This is a genomic window from Kribbella sp. VKM Ac-2569, from assembly GCF_004216905.1.
GTDB lineage: Bacteria > Actinomycetota > Actinomycetes > Propionibacteriales > Kribbellaceae > Kribbella.
The window spans coordinates 223018-242246 of sequence record NZ_SGXJ01000002.1; the positions used below are offsets into that span (position 1 = coordinate 223018).

General features: G+C 67.6%; 16 protein-coding genes. 8 read left to right on the top strand and 8 right to left on the bottom strand.

The window, feature by feature from the left end:
* Positions 1-108: 108 nt before the first annotated feature.
* Together EV649_RS14000 and EV649_RS14005 are read left to right on the top strand one after the other, a co-directional pair.
* Complete coding sequence (locus EV649_RS14000) at positions 109-1986, top strand: cellulase family glycosylhydrolase (RefSeq protein ID WP_198682499.1); 1878 nt, start codon at positions 109-111, stop codon at positions 1984-1986.
* Complete coding sequence (locus tag EV649_RS14005) at positions 1983-3545, top strand: family 20 glycosylhydrolase (RefSeq protein WP_198682500.1); 1563 nt, start codon at positions 1983-1985, stop codon at positions 3543-3545. Before EV649_RS14000 ends, EV649_RS14005 begins: the two co-directional genes overlap by 4 nt.
* Before the next feature lie 76 nt (positions 3546-3621).
* Here EV649_RS14005 and EV649_RS14010 read toward each other — a convergent pair whose 3' ends face one another.
* Genes EV649_RS14010 through EV649_RS14030 form a run of 5 tightly spaced genes read right to left on the bottom strand, consistent with a single transcriptional unit; the run spans position 3622 to position 10757 of the window.
* Positions 3622-5706 carry an NPCBM/NEW2 domain-containing protein gene (locus EV649_RS14010; protein ID WP_130383886.1) on the bottom strand — a complete coding sequence of 695 codons (2085 nt, stop codon included), beginning with the start codon at positions 5704-5706 and terminating at the stop codon, positions 3622-3624.
* A gap of 35 nt (positions 5707-5741) precedes the next feature.
* A complete protein-coding gene (locus EV649_RS14015) occupies positions 5742-7715 on the bottom strand; it encodes an alpha-galactosidase (protein WP_130383887.1) in 1974 nt (657 codons plus the stop codon).
* A complete protein-coding gene (locus tag EV649_RS14020; RefSeq protein ID WP_130383888.1) occupies positions 7712-8527 on the bottom strand; it encodes a carbohydrate ABC transporter permease in 816 nt (271 codons plus the stop codon). Before EV649_RS14020 ends, EV649_RS14015 begins: the two co-directional genes overlap by 4 nt.
* Complete coding sequence (locus tag EV649_RS14025) at positions 8524-9468, bottom strand: sugar ABC transporter permease (RefSeq protein ID WP_241998178.1); 945 nt, start codon at positions 9466-9468, stop codon at positions 8524-8526. The genes EV649_RS14020 and EV649_RS14025 overlap by 4 nt, the downstream gene beginning before the upstream one ends.
* Complete coding sequence (locus EV649_RS14030; RefSeq protein WP_130383889.1) at positions 9465-10757, bottom strand: substrate-binding domain-containing protein; 1293 nt, start codon at positions 10755-10757, stop codon at positions 9465-9467. Before EV649_RS14030 ends, EV649_RS14025 begins: the two co-directional genes overlap by 4 nt.
* Before the next feature lie 218 nt (positions 10758-10975).
* Here EV649_RS14030 and EV649_RS14035 point away from each other — a divergent pair, with 218 nt between their 5' ends.
* Genes EV649_RS14035 through EV649_RS14050 form a run of 4 tightly spaced genes read left to right on the top strand, consistent with a single transcriptional unit; the run spans position 10976 to position 14350 of the window.
* Positions 10976-11698, top strand: coding sequence for an SDR family NAD(P)-dependent oxidoreductase (locus EV649_RS14035; protein WP_130383890.1), 723 nt, complete (start codon positions 10976-10978; stop codon positions 11696-11698).
* An 11-nt stretch (positions 11699-11709) separates the two neighbouring features.
* Positions 11710-12435, top strand: a complete 726-nt coding sequence (locus EV649_RS14040; RefSeq protein WP_241998180.1) for an FCD domain-containing protein — start codon at positions 11710-11712, stop codon at positions 12433-12435.
* A complete protein-coding gene (dgoD, locus tag EV649_RS14045; protein ID WP_130383892.1) occupies positions 12432-13577 on the top strand; it encodes a galactonate dehydratase in 1146 nt (381 codons plus the stop codon). The genes EV649_RS14040 and dgoD overlap by 4 nt, the downstream gene beginning before the upstream one ends.
* Positions 13571-14350 carry a hypothetical protein gene (locus EV649_RS14050; RefSeq protein ID WP_130383893.1) on the top strand — a complete coding sequence of 260 codons (780 nt, stop codon included), beginning with the start codon at positions 13571-13573 and terminating at the stop codon, positions 14348-14350. The genes dgoD and EV649_RS14050 overlap by 7 nt, the downstream gene beginning before the upstream one ends.
* 2 nt (positions 14351-14352) lie before the next feature.
* Here the strand turns inward: EV649_RS14050 and EV649_RS14055 are convergent, their stop codons facing one another.
* Positions 14353-16146, bottom strand: coding sequence for a sialidase family protein (locus tag EV649_RS14055; protein ID WP_130383894.1), 1794 nt, complete (start codon positions 16144-16146; stop codon positions 14353-14355).
* Positions 16147-16273: 127 nt separating this feature from the next.
* On the opposite strand from EV649_RS14055, the gene EV649_RS14060 reads away from it, so the two are divergent.
* Together EV649_RS14060 and EV649_RS14065 are read left to right on the top strand one after the other, a co-directional pair.
* Positions 16274-16894, top strand: a complete 621-nt coding sequence (locus EV649_RS14060) for a bifunctional 4-hydroxy-2-oxoglutarate aldolase/2-dehydro-3-deoxy-phosphogluconate aldolase (RefSeq protein ID WP_130383895.1) — start codon at positions 16274-16276, stop codon at positions 16892-16894.
* A 243-nt stretch (positions 16895-17137) separates the two neighbouring features.
* Positions 17138-18067, top strand: coding sequence for a sugar kinase (locus tag EV649_RS14065; protein ID WP_130383896.1), 930 nt, complete (start codon positions 17138-17140; stop codon positions 18065-18067).
* Here the strand turns inward: EV649_RS14065 and EV649_RS14070 are convergent.
* Together EV649_RS14070 and EV649_RS14075 are read right to left on the bottom strand one after the other, a co-directional pair.
* A complete protein-coding gene (locus EV649_RS14070; protein ID WP_130383897.1) occupies positions 18064-18729 on the bottom strand; it encodes a dihydrofolate reductase family protein in 666 nt (221 codons plus the stop codon). The genes EV649_RS14065 and EV649_RS14070 overlap by 4 nt on opposite strands.
* Positions 18729-19229: an SRPBCC family protein gene (locus tag EV649_RS14075; RefSeq protein WP_130383898.1), complete on the bottom strand. Its 501-nt coding sequence runs from the start codon at positions 19227-19229 to the stop codon at positions 18729-18731. The genes EV649_RS14070 and EV649_RS14075 overlap by 1 nt, the downstream gene beginning before the upstream one ends.

Sequence of the window (19229 nt, forward strand, 5' to 3'; positions counted from 1 at the left end):
TCAACGGGCGAGCCACATTCGGGGCCGATTCGCCACCTCAGCCTTTTGAATCGAATGTGTGACATAGGACCACTGGCGCGGACAGTCCCCAGCCGCGACGATCGGTGTATGCGCGGATTCGCCCCGGCTGCGGTCATCGTCGTACTGCTGGCGTTGATCTGCCCCGTTGTTCCCGCGACCGCCTCGACTCCTGAGCAGGCGCCGCGGTTGGATGCCGCTTGGGTACCGCCGTTGAGTACCAGCGGTCGCTACATTGTCGATGCGAACGGCAACCGGTTCCGGTTGAAGTCCGGGAACTGGCATGGTGCGAGTGGGACCTGGAACGGGTCCGGCGACGAGAGCGACAACGCCAACCATCACGCCGGTGAGAACAGCAACCGGATGCCGCTCGGGCTGGACCGGGCGCCGATCGGCGACATCATTTCGGGGTTCGCCGAGCTCGGGCTGAACAGCATCCGCCTGCAGTTCTCGAACGAGATGATCCACGACAGCACGCCGATCCCGGCCGCCGCCGTCGCGGCCAACCCGAGCCTGGCCGGCAAGACACCGCTCCAGGTGTACGACGTCGTCGTACAGCAACTGACCGCCGCCGGGTTCGCGGTGATCCTGAACAACCACACCAACACCACTCGCTGGTGCTGCGGTCTGGACGGCAACGAACGCTGGAACGCGAGCCAGTCGACCGAGACCTGGGAGAACGACTGGCTGTTCATGGTCAACCGCTACAAGACCAACCCGCGCGTCGTCGGTGCCGACCTCTACAACGAGGTACGGCGGGATCTCCTGGACGACCCGAACTGGGGCCTCGGCGACCAGCACGACTGGTTCGCCGCCTCGCAGCACCTCGGCGACCGGATCCTCACCGAGGCGAACCCGAACCTGCTGATCGTTGTCGAGGGCATCAACTGGACCGGCATCCCGGCCGACGGCCTCCCGCACGACCGCCCGACGCTCACCCCGGCACGCAACCTGTCGCACACGCTGGTCGCGTCCGACAAACTCGTCTACTCGGCGCACTTCTACGACTACACCGGCCCGCGGCACAGTGGCGCGACCGGGACCGGTGAGACGCACGACCCGCGGTACCGCGACCTGTCGCCGGAGGAGCTGATCAGCGAGCTGAACCGGCAGGCGTTCTTCGTCACCGGCGAGGAAGGGCATTTCACCGCCCCGCTGTGGATCAGCGAGTTCGGGATCGGCGGCCGGGAAGAGATCGGCGAATTGCCGCGGGCGTGGTTCGAGCACTTCGTCGACCAACTGATCCGCACGGACGCCGACTTCGCGTACTGGCCGCTGGTCGGCTGGCACAACCCGACCGGCACCGACAACGGCTGGGCGCTGCTCGCCTGGGACTCTGCCGGTCAACGCATCGGTCTGTACGACGGGGACGACTGGCGAGCGTCTGCGTGGACGCGACTGATCAACGCACCGACCAAGACCGGGCCGGTGGAGCCGACCACCACCTGGAAGATGCTCAGCCCGGACCACGGCGACTTCGTCGAGTCTTTGCGGATGCGTACGGCGGGTGACTGGGACAACGGCGCCCGCAAGGCCGCGTGCCCCGACGGGCTTCGGCTGGTCGGCCTCAGCCACACCGGCAACCGCGGCCTCTGCCGCTCGGGCGGACCCATCTGGTCTGGTGCATATGAGGTCGTTCACGATGAGAGCCATGTCTCGCCCGATTGGGCTTCGGGCTACACGAAGTACCAGTGCGCGCCGAGCTTCTACCTGATCGGCTACAGCGTGCGCGGCGCTCGCGTCTCGTCCGCTCTGTGTGCCGGTACGTCGCAGTCGTTGAGCTCGACCGGCCGCACAGTCTGGTTCGACCGCGGCGACAACCGGGGCGGCGGTGGCGGCGACTTCGCAAGCGGGAACTACAAGGGCCAATGCGCCGACGACGAGTACGCCGCCGGCATCGCCTTCACGACTCGCGTCGGTTCCAGTGGTACCCCGGACGCCCTGTATTGCCGCAGACTCGTCCCATGATCCCTGCACCCGCGCAGCTCACGTCCACCGACGGAACCTTCACTCTCACCGCGTCCTCCGGAGTCGCCGCACCTCCTGAACTCGCCGGCCCCGTTGCCCGCTTCGTCGAGGATCTGCAACTCGACTGCGGTCTCGCGCTGGCCGGCGACTCGGGTATCACCGTGGAGCTCGGCGCCGTGGACGACGTACCGCCGGCTGCTGGTGTGCGCGCTGACGGCTCACCTGTCGACGAGCGCCATGGCGTGGAGGTGACTGCCGAGGGCGTCCGCATCTGGGGTCCGACGCCGGAGGCGGTCCATCGAGGCCTGACGTCGCTTCGCCAGCTCATTTCCGCCCATCTCCAGGACGGTACGGCGGTCTTGCCTGCGACGAGGATCGTCGATGGGCCGCGGTTCGCGTGGCGTGGGTTGTCGCTGGACGTGGTTCGGACGTTCCACGCGCCTGCCGAGGTACGGCGGATCATCGACATGCTCGCGCTGTACAAGCTCAATGTGCTGCATCTTCATCTCACGGACGACCAGGGCTGGCGGGTCGAAGTACCGTCGCGGCCCGCGTTGACCGAGGTGGGTGCGATTGGTGCGATCGGGGATCGTCCCGGCGGGTTCTACAGCCTGGCGGAGCTGGCCGAGCTCGTCGCGTATGCGGCCGACCGGTACGTGACCGTCGTACCCGAGATCGACATGCCCGGGCACACCGCCGCGGTGTTCAAGGCGTACCCGGAGCTCGGGCCCGCGGAGGTTCAGACGATCGAGGTCGGGAACGGCGACAAGCTTCACCTCGGCACGCTCGATCCCGGCCGGGACGAGACGTGGGTGTTCGTCGAGGACGTGCTGGATGCGGTCATCCCGCAGTTCCCGCGGAGTGCGTACGTGCACATCGGCGGTGACGAGACCTGGGGCATGGCCGACGAAGACCACGCGGCGTTCGTCGAGAAGGCGGCTGCGCTCGTCCGGGAGCGCGGGAAGAAGGTCGTCGGCTGGCAGGAGATCGCCCGCGCGAAGCTCGACTCCGAGGACGTCGTGCAGTACTGGCTGGATCTCGACATCGACAAGATGGGCGAGAACCCAAACGCGCCGACGCCGCCCGAGGAGCTGCTGCCGGTGCTGGTCGAGGCGCTGCGTAAAGCGAAGTACGACGCCCCGAAGGCCCTCGAGCAGGGCACCAAGCTGATCGTCTCGCCGGTGACCTGGCTGTACTTCGACCGCCCGCACGCCGACATGTCCGCGGACCCCGAACAGGAGAAGGCCCGCGAACGCCTGGGCCTCGAGTTCTACGGCGCCGTCTCCATCGAACACGGCATCTCCTGGGACCCAGCCGACATCGTCGACCCCGACCAGATCGCCGGTGTCGAAGCCGCGATCTGGTGCGAGACGATCACCAGTTCCGACGACCTGGAACTCCTGCTGCTCCCCCGCATCCCCGGCCTCGCGGAGAAGGCCTGGTCCCACCAGACCGCCACCAACTGGCCGGAGTACGCCGCCCGCCTGGGCCAACAATCCCCCACCTGGCGCAACCGCCAGTGGACCTGGCTGCAGTCAACCGAGGTGGATTGGAACTGACCACCCACTTTGAGCACGCACCAACCAAAATCCAGCTCGGGAAACGGTTGAGTGGTGCTCAAAGTGGGGTTGGCGATCAGCAGGTTGCGGTGGGGGCTGCCCAGTCGGCGCGGTCGTTGTAGCCGCCGTCGCCGGCGTCGCCGACGAGGAGGTCGAGGACGCGTACGCCGGTCAGGTCGACGTCGAACTGCTTCGGCGTGAAGCGGTCGACGGTGCCGCTGTCGAACAGGACCTTGCCGTCGCCGACGACCTGGAACGTCGACGTACCGCCGTCCGGACCGACATTGCCGACCACGTCATCGATGCCGACGGTGCCGGTCAGCCGCGAGCACGACTTGCCGAGGTAGTACCGGATCAGTGACGGGGACGCGACACCGATCCCGGTGGAGTACGTCGTACCGGTGAGCTTGATCGGGTTGCCGCCGCCGACGCTCTCGTCGATCGTCGGCGACATCCAGCCGCTGGTCGCCGTGATCCACTGGTGATGCGACAACGGCACGGTCCCGCTCGGCGGCACCGGCGCGACCACTACCGGCGCCACGGTCGTCTGCCGCTGCCCGCCGTACCAAACAACTTGGTACGTCGTCGTAGCGGTCAGGCTCGCCGATCCGGGTGGGGCCGTCGGCGGGAGCGTGAGCGTGAAGGTGAACGTCGCCTGCTTACCGCCATCGATCAGAGCAGGTGCCTTGGACAACGGCGTCACCGTCCATCCGGTACCACCGGCTATCGTGACTGCCGGCTGGAACACCGGCTGCAGACCGTCGTTCCGCACGGTCACCTGGACCGTCAGCTCGTCGCCACCGGCGGCAACCGGAGCAGTTCCCTCCGGCTGGGCGTCCGTACCGACCTTCGTCACCTGAGGGATGCCCGCCGTCACATGCGGAATCCCCGGAACACCACTGGCCCGTTCGACGCGGAACAGCGCCGTACCGTGGGCCGGCACCGCCGCGCTGATCACGCCGGCGCTTTCGGTCACCTTGTTCGTCCAGGCGTTCTTCAGCGTGAACCGCGAGCCGCTCAGACCCACCGCATTGGCCGTCGTCGTCAGAGTCTTCGCACTGTCGCCCCGGTTAAGCAGTACGACGGCTCGGCTGCCGTCGGCGAGCCGCTTGACCCACGTCTCCGTCGTACCGGCCGCGCCGACCCGGACTGCCTGTACGGCGGCCTTGTCCTGGTTGATCGCGAGCACGTCCGGATCGGTCAGCATCCCGATCGTGGTCGCGCTGAGCTTACGGACGTCGCTGCCGACGACGAGCGGCGCCGCGGCCACGGCCCACAGCGTGAGCTGCGTGCGGAACTCCTCGTCGCTCATCCCGAGCTCCGGCGCCAGGTAGTCCGGGTCGCTGAACGCGCCCGGCTTCACGACCTCCGGGTGCCGCGCGTTCGCGTCGTAGTTCCGCAGTACGTCCTTGAACTTGATGTCGCCCTGGAACCCGACGTCGGTGTACGTACGCCACGACTGCGCGATCCCCGGCGCGTACGACCACGAGTTGATCGACTGCTGGGACTCCGGGTAGTTGCCCCAGTCCGGCGACGTCACCGGGTTGCACAGGTTGAAGATCATCGGCCGGTGGCTGGCGTTGTTGCGCAGCGCCTGCGCGAACTCGGTGAAGACCGTCTTCGGGTCCAGGTTCGCCGCGATCCCGCACAAGTAGTCGACCTTGACCGCGTCGAAGCCCCAGGCGGCGAACTGGTCCGCGTCGCGCTGGTAGTACCCGCCGCTGCCGAGACCGCACTTGCCCGGGATGTACGGACCGGCGTCGGTGTAGATGCCCGCCTTCAGGCCCTTGCCGTGGATGTAGTCGACCAGCGGCTTGAGTCCGTTCGGGAACTTGGCCGGGTTCGGCACCAGGTCGCCGGCGTCGCTGCGGGACTGATCGGCCTGCCAGCCGCCGTCCAGCCAGACGATGTCGTAGCCGGCCTTCGCGAGGCCGCGGCTCACCAGAGAGTCCGCGACCGACTTGATCGTGTCCTCGGTGAAGTCGCCACCGAGTCCGTAGTACGTGTTCCAGCCCTGGTACGGCGTCGGGCTGAGGACCGGAGCTGTGGCCTGAGCCGCCACAGCTCCGGTCGTGGTGGTCACCAACCCGACGGCTACGAGAGCCGCCGCGATCACCCCACCAAGTAGTCGCGAATACACCCCACCAAAACTTCTTTTCATCTTTGTCTTCCCTTGCTGCCGATTGAGCGGAACGGTCAGTCGAGATGCTCGACGACCAGGCAGTGCGAGTCGGCGGGCCCCTCGAACGGGATCCCGACCTGCAGCAGGTAGCTGCCCGGGTAGGTCTCGTTGCCCACCCGGTAGTTCTTCGCCGGATCCAGCCCGGCCAGCGGCACCCGCCGCGGCCGGGTCGGCAGCGTGCCGCGCACGTTGCCGTCGCCGGTCTCCCACAGGAACACCACGGACCGCGGCGCGCCGACGTACTGCACGCCGGTCGTCAGCCGATAGACCAAGCTAGAGGCAATCAGTTCTCGAAAGCCCTTGTACTGCTCGATATGACGGGCTGCTGTCTTCAGCTGGTCGTCTGTCCAGCGCGAGAGGTCCGCGCCGATCCCGAGTACGCCGGCCATCGCGACGTGGAACCGGAAGTCGAGCGACCGCTCGCGACCGTCATGCGTACCCTCGGCATCGGTCACCCAGGAGCTCATCAGATGCGGCGCGAACCCGGTGCGGAACCCTTCCTGAATCCTGAGCCGATCCAGCGGAGCCGTGTTGTCACTCGGCCACAACGTGTCGACCAGCGAGGCCATCGCCAGATCGACGCGAGCCCCGCCACCCGCACAGCCTTCGACGGAGACCTTCGGGTGCCGGTCCCTGAGCTTCTCGAGGATCTGGTAGAGGTTGGCGACCACGCGACCATCGAGGTCCCGGCGTTGGTCGCCACTGTCCAACCGCGGCCGATTGGCATCCCACTTCAGGTACGTGATGTCGTACGTCGACAGCAGCCGATCCAGCGTGCTCCAGATGAACTCCGCTACGTCGTCCCGGCTCAGATCGAGCAGGAGCTGATTGCGGATCAGGATCGGATCGCGCCCCGGCGTACGCAGGATCCACTCCGGATGATCCTTGGCCAGCTGCGATGTCGGGCTGACCGACTCCGGCTCGACCCACAACCCGAAGTCGAGCCCGAGGTCCTTCAACTGCCCGATGAATGCGTCCAGCCCGCCGGGGAACTTGGCCGGATCGACCTCCCAGTCCCCCAGCCCGCCGGTGTCGTCCGATCGCCCGACGAACCACCCGTCGTCCACGACGAACGTCTCGACTCCGATCCCCGCCGCCCGCCGCGCCAGTTCGAGCTGATGCTCGGCGCGGATGTCGAACTCGGTCGCGAACCAGGAGTTGTACAACACCTTCGGAATACGTTTTCGCGACGCGGCCCGCTCGTACTCGTGGAACACTCGCGCCAACCCGTCGGTGCCCTCAGCACTGCACGCACCGACGGCCTTCGGCGATACCCAGGTCTCGCCCGGCTTCAGGGTGATCCCGAGACTCGACGACGTCCGGCCCGCCTGGATCCGCACCAGGCCTGTCGTGTCCACGTCCGCCGACATCTCCCACGACCCGGACCACGCAAGCTGTACGCCGTACGCCACATCGCCATCGACGACCAGGTACGGCGAGTACGAATGCCCGGTGATCCCCTGCGCACTCCCGATTGTGAACCGCCCGCGCGGCAACGTCACCGAGGCCTGCTGGAACTCGCTGTTCCACTCGCCCCACAAGTACTTGACGGTGTTCCCACCCGGTACGACGAACCCCGCCGAGTCGTGCCGATGCAACACAACCTCATTAGGCCCGTCGTTCCGCAGGGACACCCACCGCTCCACCGCATCCCCGACCATCCGGTAATGCAGGACGATCCGGACAACGTCCGCGAACTCGAGCTCCAGCCCGTCAGCCTCACGCGCCTCGACGAACACCGGCCGGAACTCGTCGGAGCCATCCGATCCGCTGACCACCAGGTCGACCGGAGACGTGTAGCGGACCCCGCGAACGGCGTACTCCATCGGCTCCACGTCCGCGCGCGGGACGAAGTGCTCCGTGCCGACAACAGCAACTGGTGCAAGACCGTCATGCGGGCCCCAGGCAACCAACTCGGCCCACCGCCCGTGATCCGGTACGCCGACGACGTACGAGGTCGTCGTACCGCGCAAGGTCCACGTCCTCACTTGACCGCTCCGATCGCCAGCCCGCCGACAAAGTGCTTCTGGAACCTGAGGAACACCGCGACCGTCGGAACCGCCGCGATCACCGTGCCGGCCGCGATCACGTTCCACGACGACACGAACAGGCCTTGGAGACCGAGCAGCGCCGGCGTGACCGGCATCTTCTCGCCGGAGCGGATCACCGTGATCGACCACAGCAAGTCGTTGAAGATCCAGGTGAACGACAGCGCCCCTAGCGCTGCTAGCGCCGGACGGGTCAGCGGCAGGATCACCGCCGAGTAGATCTTCCCCGGCCCGGCCCCGTCGATCGTCGCGGCCTCCTGGATCTCCCGCGGCAGATCCCGCATGAACCCGTGCAGCACGAACGTGTAGAACCCCAGCCCGAAGCCGACATGGACCGCGATGAGCGCGATCAGCGTGTCGTAGTACCCGATCAACTCCACGAACCGGGAGATCGGGATCAGCAGGATCTGCGGCGGCAGCAGGTTCCCCATCAACATCAGCAACAGGATCGTCCGCCGGAACGGGATCGAGTACCGCGCCAGCCCGTACGCCGCCACCGACGCGAGCCCGAGACTCAGCAGGACGGCCGGGATCGTCACCAGCAGGCTGTTGATCAGCGCCCGGAACTCGTCCGCGTCCTCCCACGCCGACTTGTACGTCGAGAACGTGAAGGAATGCGGCAGCGAGCCCAACCCGTTCGCGGCGACGTCGTCGAAGCTGCGGAACGAGATCACGATCACCCACAGGATCGGCGCCACCCACAGGAACGAAACCAGTCCCATCGCGACGTGGTACCCCACACGTCTGATCATGTTTCCTCCCGGAACGCGCGGATCAGGTAGCCGAGGATGACGGCCAGGGCGAGCACGAAGATCACCACGGCCAGCGCGGACGCGTACCCGAGCTGGGTGGACTGGAACGCGGTCGAGTACATGTACGTGCTGAGCAGCTCGGACGAGTGGTACGGCCCGCCCTTCGTCATCGACCAGACGATGTCGAAGGACCGCAGCGAGTCGATCACGATCACCGACAGTACGACGGAGTTGACGCCCTTGAGCTGCGGGATGGTGACGTACCGCGTGCGCTGCCAGGCGGACGCGCCGTCGACCTTCGCGGCCTCGTAAAGCGCGGGGTCGACCGCCTTCAGGCCGGCCAGGTACAGCACCATCACGTACCCGATCTGGCGCCACAGGGCCGGCACGATCACGGCGTACAGCGCGGTGTCCGGGTCGGCCAGCCACGGCCGGATGAAGTTGCCCAGGCCCACGGTTCGGAACACCGTGTCGACAAGTCCATCTGGCTGGTAGAACACGCGCCAGATCAGCGCGGTGACGACCAGCGAGAACACGACCGGGGTGAACAGGGCCGCTCGGTAGATCCCGACGCCGCGGCGCTCCCGCTGCAACAGGAGCGCCATCCCGAACCCGCCGATCACGCTAAGCCCGCCGAACAGCACGAGCCAGATCGCGGTGTTCTTCAACGCGGTCCGGAAGATCGGATCCGACACCATGTCGGAGAAGTTCCCGAACCCGACGAACCGAGGCGCCGACAACCCGTCCCAGCTGGTCAACGCCAACCAGAACCCCTGCAGAGCAGGCCAGAACACCCAAACAGCCTCGACAACAAACGGCACCAACACGAACGCGAGGATCAAGGGTGAGACCCGCCTCGGGCCGTTCCGCTTCGTCCGGCGCGGACCGGCCGCGGGATCACGGCCGGTCGCGCTCTGCGGTTCCACAGCTGTAGCGGTCACGCCTTGAAGACCTTCTCGGCGGCGGCCTGCCAGTCCTTCAGGATCTTGTCGATCTGGTCGGGCTTGTCGAGAAACTTGGTGAGGGCGGCGTCGGCGGTCGGCTGGAGGGCGTCGCTTGAGTCGCGGTTGAAGAACTGGGTGATCTCGGCGGCCCCCTCGATCATCGCCTTGCCCTTCTGCACCAGCGGGGTATCGGCCGACTTCCCGTCCGGGTTCGCCGGAATCGCCGTACCGGACGAGTTCTGCACATAGATCTCCTGCGCCTCGGCCGTCGCCAGCCAGCTCAGGAACTTCTTCACCCCGTCGACGTCCTGCACCTTCTTCGAGGCGAAGTACCCGTCCGTCGGCGCCTCCTCCGCCACCGGTACGGCGGGATCGATGATCGGGAACTGGAAGAAGTCGATGTCGTCCAGCGCGTCCTTCGGCGCCGAATCCGCGAAGAACGTCCCGATCAGGAACATCCCGGTCTTGCCCGCGAGCAGCGCCGACGTCGCCTCCTGGAACGGGAACGACTTCCCCTTCGGGTCGAAGTACGGCAGCACCTCACGCCACTTGGTGAAGACCGCCTTCACCTTCGGATCGGTGAAGTTCCCCTGGCCGGCCAGCAGCTGCCGGTGGAACGGAGCGCCGTTGATCCGGATGTTCAGGTAGTCGAACCACGCCGACGCGACCCACGGGGTGTCGCCGAGCCCGATCCCGATCGGCGGGATGCCCTTGCCCTGAATGGTCTTGCACACGGCGACGAACTCGTCCCAGGTCTTCGGCGGGGTCACGCCCCACTTGGCGAAGTTCGACTTCCGGTAGAACATGCCCCACCAGTAGTAGCTGGTCGGCACGAAGATCTTCTGCCCGGCGCTGCTCGTGGACAGCGTCTGCATCGCCTTCGAGTAGTTGCCCATCGAGTCCCAGACGCTCGAGACGTCGAGCAGCAGGTCCTTCTTCGCGTACGAGTCCGCGACCGAGCCGGCGTACCAGGTGTAGACGTCCGGCGGGTTCGCCGAGGTCAGGTACGTCGGGAGCTGGGTCCGGAAGATCTCCGACGCGACCGTGTTCAGCTTGACCTGCGAGCCGCCGGTCTTGTTGTACGCGGCAACGAGTTTCTCCATCGCGGCCTTCGCCTGCTCGCTGGAGAGGTTCGACTGCAGCGCCACCTGACCGGTGGGCGCGCTGCCGCTGCCGGGACTCTTCGACGACGTCGCGCACCCGGGCACCAGGGTCGCCGCCCCGAGCACTCCGAGTCCCTTGAGGAAAGTCCGCCGATCCGAAAGTGGCATTGCCAGACCCGTCATGCACAACTCCTGAGATCTACCCGCCGGCGATGCCAGTCGGGTGGGTGGTGTGTTCCGGACGATCTTGCGGCGGCCCGTCGCAAGTGTCAATATTAATTCGTAAATTACGAGCAAATCGCTTGACCGGACAACACCTGTCACGGTCAACTGGTGCCTCGTTCATCGTTGGAAGCGGCCTGCCTCCGTGCTTGGGTAGGAGCAGATCGAAGGAGGCGCGGGTGCGGCTGGCTGGACGGGTGATCGTGGTGACCGGGGCTGCGTCGGGGATCGGTGCGGCCTGCGCCGAACGGGCGCTGACCGAGGGCGCGCAGGTCGTGCAGGTCGACGTACATCCCTGCAAGGACGTGCCGGGCAGGGCGATCAGCGTCGTCGGCGACGTGTCGTCGCAGGACACCTGGGCGGAGGTCCGGTCCCGCGGCCGTGACGAGCTCGGCCCGATCGATGGCCTGGTCAGCAACGCGGTCGTCGTCGACGTGAAGCCGGCTCACGAGCTGTCGCCGCCGTCCTGGCAACGCCAGCTCGACGTCAACCTGACCGCAGCCTTCCTCGGTTTCCAGGCCGTGTACGACGACCTCGTCGCGAACGCCGGCTCCGTCGTACTCGTCTCCTCGGTCCACGCGATCGCAGGCCTCCCGGGACATCCGGCGTACGCCGCGACGAAGGGCGCACTGATCTCGCTCGGGCGCCAACTGGCCGTCGAGTACGGTCGCTCGATCCGGGTGAACACCGTCCTTCCAGGGCCGATCGTGACCGCGATGTGGGACCGCGTCGACGCCGAAGGTCGCGAGCGCAGCGCACAGGCGACCGCGCTCGGGCGGCTCGGGCAGCCGGACGAGGTGGCGCAGGCGGTCGCATTCCTGTTGTCCCACGAGGCGTCGTACGTGACTGCCACCAGCCTGGTGGTCGATGGTGGATGGTCCGCAACGAAGGACTCGGCGTGAGGGAGAGCGGTGTGACGGGGATTCAGCGCGGGGTGTCGCGGGGGCTGCACGGGCAGATCGTGGAGGTGATGGCGGAGCGCATCCTGTCCGGTCAGATCCCGGAGGGGGCGACCATCAACGTGACCGAACTGCAGGCAGACCTCGGGGTCAGCCTGACCGCGGTCCGGGAGGCGTTGAAGGTACTGACCGCGAAGGGCCTCGTCGACGCGCGGCAGAAGCGCGGCACGTTCGTCAGGCCGCGCTCCGACTGGAACCTGCTCGACGCGGACATGATCCGCTGGCATTTCAAGGACGCCGACGCCCGGCCCGAACTGCTCGAGGAACTGCACGAGGTACGCGGGATCGTCGAGCCGGCCGCGGCTCGGCTGGCTGCGCTGCGATCCGACGATGCGGACCTCGCGGCACTCGACGAGGCGCTCGCGGCGATGGAGTCTGCGGGTGACAACGTCGCAGCGGCGGCCGCGGACCTCGCGTTCCACCGTGCGTTGCTCGCGGCCACGGGCAACGAACTGCTGACCAAGATGGAAGTGATCATGGAAACCGGGCTCGCCGACCGCGACCGGCTGGTGCATACGGTGAAGCCGTCGGACGATCCGATCCCGAGCCACCGCCTGGTCGTGGACGCGGTCCGCGGGCACGACCCCGAGGGCGCCGAGCTCGCGATGCGGGAACTACTCGCGAAGGCCGCCGAAGACCTCACCGAGGTGCGCGGATCGACCCGGCGGCGGCGCCGGTGAAGATCGAGAGGATCGAGACGTTCCTGGTTCCGCCGCGCTGGTTGTTCTGCCGCATCGAGACGAGCGACGGTGTGGTCGGGTGGGGCGAGCCGGTCGTCGAAGGGCGCGCCGAGGTCGTCCGGGCCGCGATCGACGTACTGTCGGAGTACCTGATCGGCCAGGATCCGCTGCAGATCGAGCGGCACTGGCAGGTGCTCACCAAGGGCGGGTTCTACCGCGGCGGGCCGGTGCTCAGCAGCGCGGTCGCCGGACTCGACCATGCCTTGTGGGACATCGCCGGCAAGGTGTACGGCGCTCCGGTCGCCGCGCTGCTCGGCGGGCGGGTCCGGGATCGGGTCCGCGTCTACGCCTGGGTCGGCGGGGACGAACCGTCCGCGATTGGTGAGTCCGTCGCAGAGCAGGTCGCGGCCGGGATGACGGCCGTGAAGATGAACGCCAGCGGGCAGATCCAGGCCTCACCGTCCGTTGCTGAGGTCAACGACATCGTCAACCGGCTCGCGGCCGCCCGTGCAATCCTGGGGGATTCCAGGGACGTCGCGATCGACCTGCACGGACGGGTCGGCGTGGCCGCGGCGCGGCGGATCCTGCACGCGGTCGAGGACCTGCAGCCGATGTTCGTCGAGGAGCCGGTGTTGCCGGAGCAGATGGCCCACCTGTCCGAGGTGGTCACGACGTCGACTGTGCCGGTTGCGCTCGGCGAGCGGCTGTACCACCGGTCCGACTTCATGGCGCCGTTGAACGCCGGGGTCGCGGTCGTGCAGCCCGACGTCTCGCACGCCGGCGGGATCTCCGAGCTACGACGCATCGCCGTACTCGCGGATGCTCATGGTGCAATGCTCGCGCCGCACTGCCCCCTCGGGCCGATCTCGTTGGCGGCTTCGTTGCAGGTGTCGTTCGCGACGCCGAACTTCCTGATCCAGGAGCAGAGCCGAGGCATCCACTACAACGTGACGAGCGACCTCACGTCGTACGTCGTGGATCCGGCGCCGTTCGCGTGGGTCAACGGTCACGCGGAGTGGAATCCCCTGCCCGGCTTGGGAATCACGGTCGACGAGGAGGCCGTCCGCGCCGCGGACCGAACCGGCCACGCCTGGCGCAATCCGCTGTGGACCCACGAAGACGGATCGTTCGCCGAATGGTGATCATCGACCCTGCCGACGGTGGCCGCTGGTCCTCTCTGCAGCTCGGCGGCCGCGAATGGCTCTGGGCCGGGCCTGGCCTGGTCACCGGTCCCCGCACCGGCCTCGCCACTTTCATCGACGCGGGCGGCCTCGACGAATGCTTCCCCACCGTCCGCGGGTTCCCTGACCACGGTGGTCTGTGGAATCAGCAGTGGGACGGGACGGTCGCGTACGACGGCGCGATCCTGACGCGGGCGTTCACCGCCGGCACGGACACCGTCAGCGTCGACTACCACCTGGAGGCTCCGGTCGGCTACCGCTTCATCTGGGCTGCCCACGCGCTCCTCGACTGCGTGCCCGGCGCGACCATTTCCGCCCAACCTGGAACCGAGTGCCGCCTGTATCCCGAGGCCGCTCCATGGTTGCCGTGGACCTGGCCGGGCGACGCCCATTGGGTGACCGCCGTCTGGCCGACCCCTCTCGAACTCGGAACCTTCGGTCCCACGGACGGCACTGCTGCAGGTGCGGTGCTGGTGGACTGCCCGTCGGTCTCGGTCCGCGACCGCGGCGCCGAGCTGACCATGACCTTGAGTTGCCCGGGGCAACCAGTGTCGACCGCGCTGTGGCGTAACCAGGGCGGCTTCCCGGACGATGCGCCGTACCGGAGTCTTGGGGTCGAGCCGATGCTGGGCCGTGTCTTCGACCTGGCGACCGCCGGTTCGGGCGACGCCGCAGTGGTGCCGGAGAGCGGTGAACTGACCTGGCGGTTGACGCTGTCCGCCAGGCCAGTGTGATGTCACCCGAGCGGCAGATCGAGTACGGCGTTGGGCACCGACGTGCTGTTCGCGGTGCGGATGCTGTTGAGCTCGGTCGCGGTCAGGGCACGTTTGTAGATCCGGACCTCGTCCATCGAGCCGTCGAAGTGATGCGCGCCGTCCAGGCGTTGCCCGACGTACATCTTGAAGGGTCGGCCGGGGCTGACCGAACCGGCCGGGGCCGTGACGCTCGCGGCCTGGGCGCCGTCGACCCAGATCGAGAGCGTGCCGGCCTTGCGTTGCAGGGCGACGTGGTGCCAGGCGTTGTCGTTATAGGCCTTCGTCGTCTGGACGGCCGCCGTGTTGCCGCCGGTGGTGATCAGGCCGCGGATACGACTGTCCGCGGGCTCGGCGCGGAGCCAGAACTGCGAGAACTCGTTGATGTTGTAGCCCCAGAAGATCGCCTGGGGTGCGGTGCTGGCGCCGTACTTGATCCAAGCCATCGCGGTGAAGTCACCGGCGCCGACCGCGAGCGATTCGGCGAACGGGAGCTGGATCGCGTCATCGACGCCGTCGAGGTCTCTCGCTTGGCCGAACTTGCCAGTCACAGCCGTGGTGCCGCCGCGCAGGTAGCTGTCGTTGTCGAGGCCGGAGACGTCTGGGGTCATGGGGCCGCCGAGTGGCGCGTCCGGGTGGCCGATGTCGTTCTCGGTGAACCGGGCGAAGCGGATCTGGTCGCGGGCGTCGACCGTGCCGCCTTCGTACAGCAGGCCGATCTCGCCGGTGTCGAGGATCGCCAGGTCGGAGTACCCGGACCAGTCGCCGGTGATTCTGGTGCCCTCGGCAACGGTCTGCCACGTCTTGCCCTCGTCGAAGCTGGACCGGATAGTCATATAGCGCCGCCGATCGGGATCCGCCGGCGCCGCGAACAGGAGGCGGTTGTACTTGTCGCCCTGATCGACCGCCCTGAGGCGTTGCAGCGAACCTTGGACGACGGGCGTTGTCAGTCCGGCGATGGTCGCGAACGGCGCGGAAAACGTTTGACCGCCGTCGTTGCTCACCGCCGCCATCCGGCTCGCGCCCGACGTACCGGCGTTGTTGCGCGCACCGGCGTACACGCCGCCGTCGACCTTCTCGACGACGCTGATCTCCTGCGGGGTGGCGTCCGAGCGCAGGTCGGCCGCGCCCTTGTGCCACGTCTCGCCGTGGTCGTCGCTGTAGACGAGCTGGCCCGCGTTCTGGCCGGCGCCGTTGTCGTAGTTGGTGCCCGCGACCAGGCGGCCGGCGTGGGCGCCGCGCGTGAGCTGGATGCCGTGCACGGGCCCGGTCGCGTACCAGCCCCAGGCCGGGTCGTCGATCTGGTCGCCGATGTTCTTCGCCTTGCTCCACGTCTTCCCGTCGTCATCACTGACCTGGACGTACGGCGTGCGCGGTCGGCTCGTCGTACCGGGGTCCATCGTGCTCAGCAGCACGATCCGGCCGGTCTCGTAGTCGACGATCGGCGCCGGGTTGCCGCGGGTGGCGACCGCGTTCGGGTCGGTGTCGGTGCCGGAGAGGACTGTTTGGGTCGGCGCCCAGGTGCGGCCGTCGTCCTCGGAACGGCGCATCACGAGGTCGATTTCCTGGGAGTCCGCGCACCACGCGCGGCGGGCCTCGGCGAACGCGAGCAGCGTGCCGGCCTTGGTCTTCACGATCGCGGGGATGCGGTAGCAGCCGAAACCGGCGTCCCCTTTGTTGAACAGCACGGTCTGGGTGACGGCGGCTTGGGCCGACGGCACTGGGATGGTCGTCGCGGCCAGCGCCAGCGCTATCAGCAGGGCTTTGAGCTTAGGCATGAGCGGATGCCTCCTGAAAGTAAACAACGGGGCGGTTGTTCATTTCGAAATTTAGCCACACATTCGGCGTCCACGCCAGATCTCATCGGACGTCCTATGTCTTCGTTCATCACATAGGTTGGGGATTATGGATCTGCTTGCCGAACTCCGGAGCCGGAAACTGCTCGCGATCATCCGCGCCGACGGGGCGGACACCGCCTTCGCCTGCGTGCAGACCCTCGTCGAGGCCGGCATCACGGCGCTCGAGGTCTCGCTCACCACGCCGGGCGGCGTCGAGGCGATCGCCAAGGCGCGTGCGCAGTACGACCCGAACATCCTGATCGGTGCCGGCACTGTCGTCACCGCCCTCCAGGCCGACGAGGTCGCCGCCGCCAACGCCGACTTCGCCGTCACGCCTGCGATCACGCGCGGTGCCTACCGCTCCGTCGAGCTCGGCCTGCCGCTGCTATGCGGCGCCCTCACGCCCACCGAGGTCGTGGCCGCTCTGGATCTCGGCGCCACCGCCGTCAAGATCTTCCCCGCCAAGCTTCACGGCCCCGGCTACCTCTCCGAACTCCGCGCGCCGCTCCCCGACGCCCCGCTGATCGCCGTCGGCGGCATCGACGCGGTGTCCGCCCCGAAGTACCTCGCCGCCGGAGCTCTCGCGGTCGGCGTCGGCTCTCCCCTCCTAGGCGACGCCGGCACCGGCGGCTCCCTATCCGAACTCGCCATCCGCGCCAGCACCTTCCGCACAGCCCTCGACATCTAACGACAACCTTGACCGGCATCCGCAGCAGAAGCCCGCTCCCGCCGAATTTGCCTGGCTCACCCACCAAATTGGCTGGTCCACCAGTCAAATCTGGGGTTCCGGACCCTCCATAACGGTCAGGAACCCCGCATTTGGTGGGTGGACCAGGCAAATGAGGGCTCGGCAAGGGCCGGAGGAAGGCCTAGGTGAGAGGACGATCCGATGGGTCGGCCTCGTTCTCGGAGTACTGAATGGAGTACTGACATGACGGATCTGCTGACGCTGGGCGAGACGATGGTCTCGGTGCGGACCGCCCGCCCGATGCGGCTCGGCGGGGACGCGCATCTCTCGATCGCCGGCTCCGAGAGCAACGTGGCGATCGGGGTCGCGCGACTCGGGCACGACGTCACCTGGCTGAGTGCCGTCGGCAACGACGAACCGGGCCGGCTGATCGAGCGAACCCTCCGCGCCGAGAACGTCGGCACCCGGATCCGGTTCTCCGACGACGCGTTCACCGGGTTCATCGCGTTCGACCAGCCGTCGCACGACATCACCCGCGTGAGCTACCACCGCCGCGGATCGGCCGCCTCCACCCTCACGCCAGACGAGACCACGGCTGCTGTCATCGCCACAGGTCCGACACTGCTCCACGTCACCGGCATCACCCCGGCGCTCTCCGACACGGCACGTGCCGCGACGCTGGCCGCCGTACGCACGGCCTTCGCAGCAGGCACCCAGGTCTCGCTCGATGTGAACTACCGCGCCCGCCTCTGGACCCGCCCCGAAGCAGCCGCCGCGCTACGCGAGCTCCTCCCCCACGTCCACACCGTTTTCGCGTCCGACGACGAACTCGACCTCCTCACCGAAGCCGAAGACCCGGTCGCCGACCTGCTGAGTACCGTCGACACCGTCGTCGTGACGGCCGGCGGCAAAGGCGCATGGGCACACTCGGCCGACGGAACCATCCACAGCGCCGCGCTCCCCGTCACCGTCGTCGACAGCATCGGCGCCGGCGACGCCTTCGTCTCCGGCTACCTCTCCGCCACCCTCGACAACCTCGCCCCCGACGCCCGCCTGACCCGCGCCACCACCTCAGGCGCCTTCTGCGTAACGGCGTACGGCGACTGGGAGTCCCTCCCCACCCGCCAGGACCTGACCCTCCTGACCCACACCCAAGGCACCGCCCTCCGCTAGCGCTGCCGGACCGAGTAGGTCAGGTGCGTCACCTTTGGGGAATGTTCTGCGTGGATCTGCTCCAGGGCGACGCGGCTCGCGTCGATGCCCTCGAAGAGGCGGACTCCGGTGCCGAACAGGACGGGAGACAGGGCGATCGTGAACTCGTCGATCAGGCCGGCGTTCACGTACTCCAGGATCGTTTCGCCGCCGCCCGCGATGCGTACGTCGCGTTCGCCGGCAGCCTCGCGGGCCTGGTCGAGCGCGGCCTCGATGCCGTCGTTGACGAAGTGGAACGTGGTCCCGCCCGGGCGTTCCCAGGGGTCGCGCTTCTCGTGGGTCACGACGAAGACCGGCGTATGGAACGGCGCCTCCTCGGGCCACGCCAGCTCGCCGCCGTCGAACATGCGCTTGCCCATCACGCTCGCGCCGGTGCGCTCGTACGTCGCCCGGACGATGTCGTTGTCGAGTCCTTCCTCGCCGCCCTCGCCGAGCTTCAGATTCTCCCGGAAGAATCGCAGCGGGAACACCCACGCCTGCAGCTCCGACCACTTCGCCATCCAGCGCTGGACCCTCGGGTCGCTCTGACCCTCGGGCGAGAAGACGTCCTCGACGGGCACGGCCTCCGGCGCCACGAAACCGTCCAGCGACATGGACACGCTGAAGAACACCTTTCCAGCCATCAGTCCTCCACTCCCTTCCGAACGATCTCGGTGACGTAGACGGCCAGGTTGTTCAGGGTCTGTTGGCCGCCCTCGATTGCGTGGTACTTCTCGACCGCCTCGTCGCGCAGTTCCTTGGTGGGGAACACCGTGTACATCTCGATCCGGGTCGCCGCACCGTCGGGCTCGAACGTCAGGACCGACTCGAAGGCGTTCGGATCGCCGCGGGATTCACCGTGCAGCAACGCGATCCGCTCAGGTACGGCGATCTCGGTCCAGGTGATCCACTCGGCGTAATCCGTCCCGTCCGGTCCGTGCATCACGAAGTCCCACTCCCCGCCGACGCGGAACTCGAACGACTGCGTGGTCGTGCTGAACCCCTCCGGTCCCCACCACCGCGACAGGTGCCGGACCTTGGTGAACACCTCGAACACCAGCTCTCGTGGGGCGTCGATGATCCGGGAGATCACGATCTCCCGATCGGCCGTCTCCGCCTGCGTTCCTTGCCTTGCCCCTGGCAT

Coding starts and splice junctions, on each gene's coding strand:
- EV649_RS14005 (WP_198682500.1), top strand. CDS start 1,983: ATGATCCCTGCACCCGCGCAGCTCACGTCCACCGACGGAACCTTCACT.
- EV649_RS14060 (WP_130383895.1), top strand. CDS start 16,274: ATGGATCTGCTTGCCGAACTCCGGAGCCGGAAACTGCTCGCGATCATC.
- EV649_RS14075 (WP_130383898.1), bottom strand. CDS start 19,229: ATGCCAGGGGCAAGGCAAGGAACGCAGGCGGAGACGGCCGATCGGGAG.
- EV649_RS14050 (WP_130383893.1), top strand. CDS start 13,571: ATGGTGATCATCGACCCTGCCGACGGTGGCCGCTGGTCCTCTCTGCAG.
- EV649_RS14055 (WP_130383894.1), bottom strand. CDS start 16,146: ATGCCTAAGCTCAAAGCCCTGCTGATAGCGCTGGCGCTGGCCGCGACG.
- EV649_RS14010 (WP_130383886.1), bottom strand. CDS start 5,706: ATGAAAAGAAGTTTTGGTGGGGTGTATTCGCGACTACTTGGTGGGGTG.
- EV649_RS14070 (WP_130383897.1), bottom strand. CDS start 18,729: ATGGCTGGAAAGGTGTTCTTCAGCGTGTCCATGTCGCTGGACGGTTTC.
- EV649_RS14000 (WP_198682499.1), top strand. CDS start 109: ATGCGCGGATTCGCCCCGGCTGCGGTCATCGTCGTACTGCTGGCGTTG.
- EV649_RS14065 (WP_130383896.1), top strand. CDS start 17,138: ATGACGGATCTGCTGACGCTGGGCGAGACGATGGTCTCGGTGCGGACC.
- EV649_RS14020 (WP_130383888.1), bottom strand. CDS start 8,527: ATGATCAGACGTGTGGGGTACCACGTCGCGATGGGACTGGTTTCGTTC.
- EV649_RS14030 (WP_130383889.1), bottom strand. CDS start 10,757: ATGACGGGTCTGGCAATGCCACTTTCGGATCGGCGGACTTTCCTCAAG.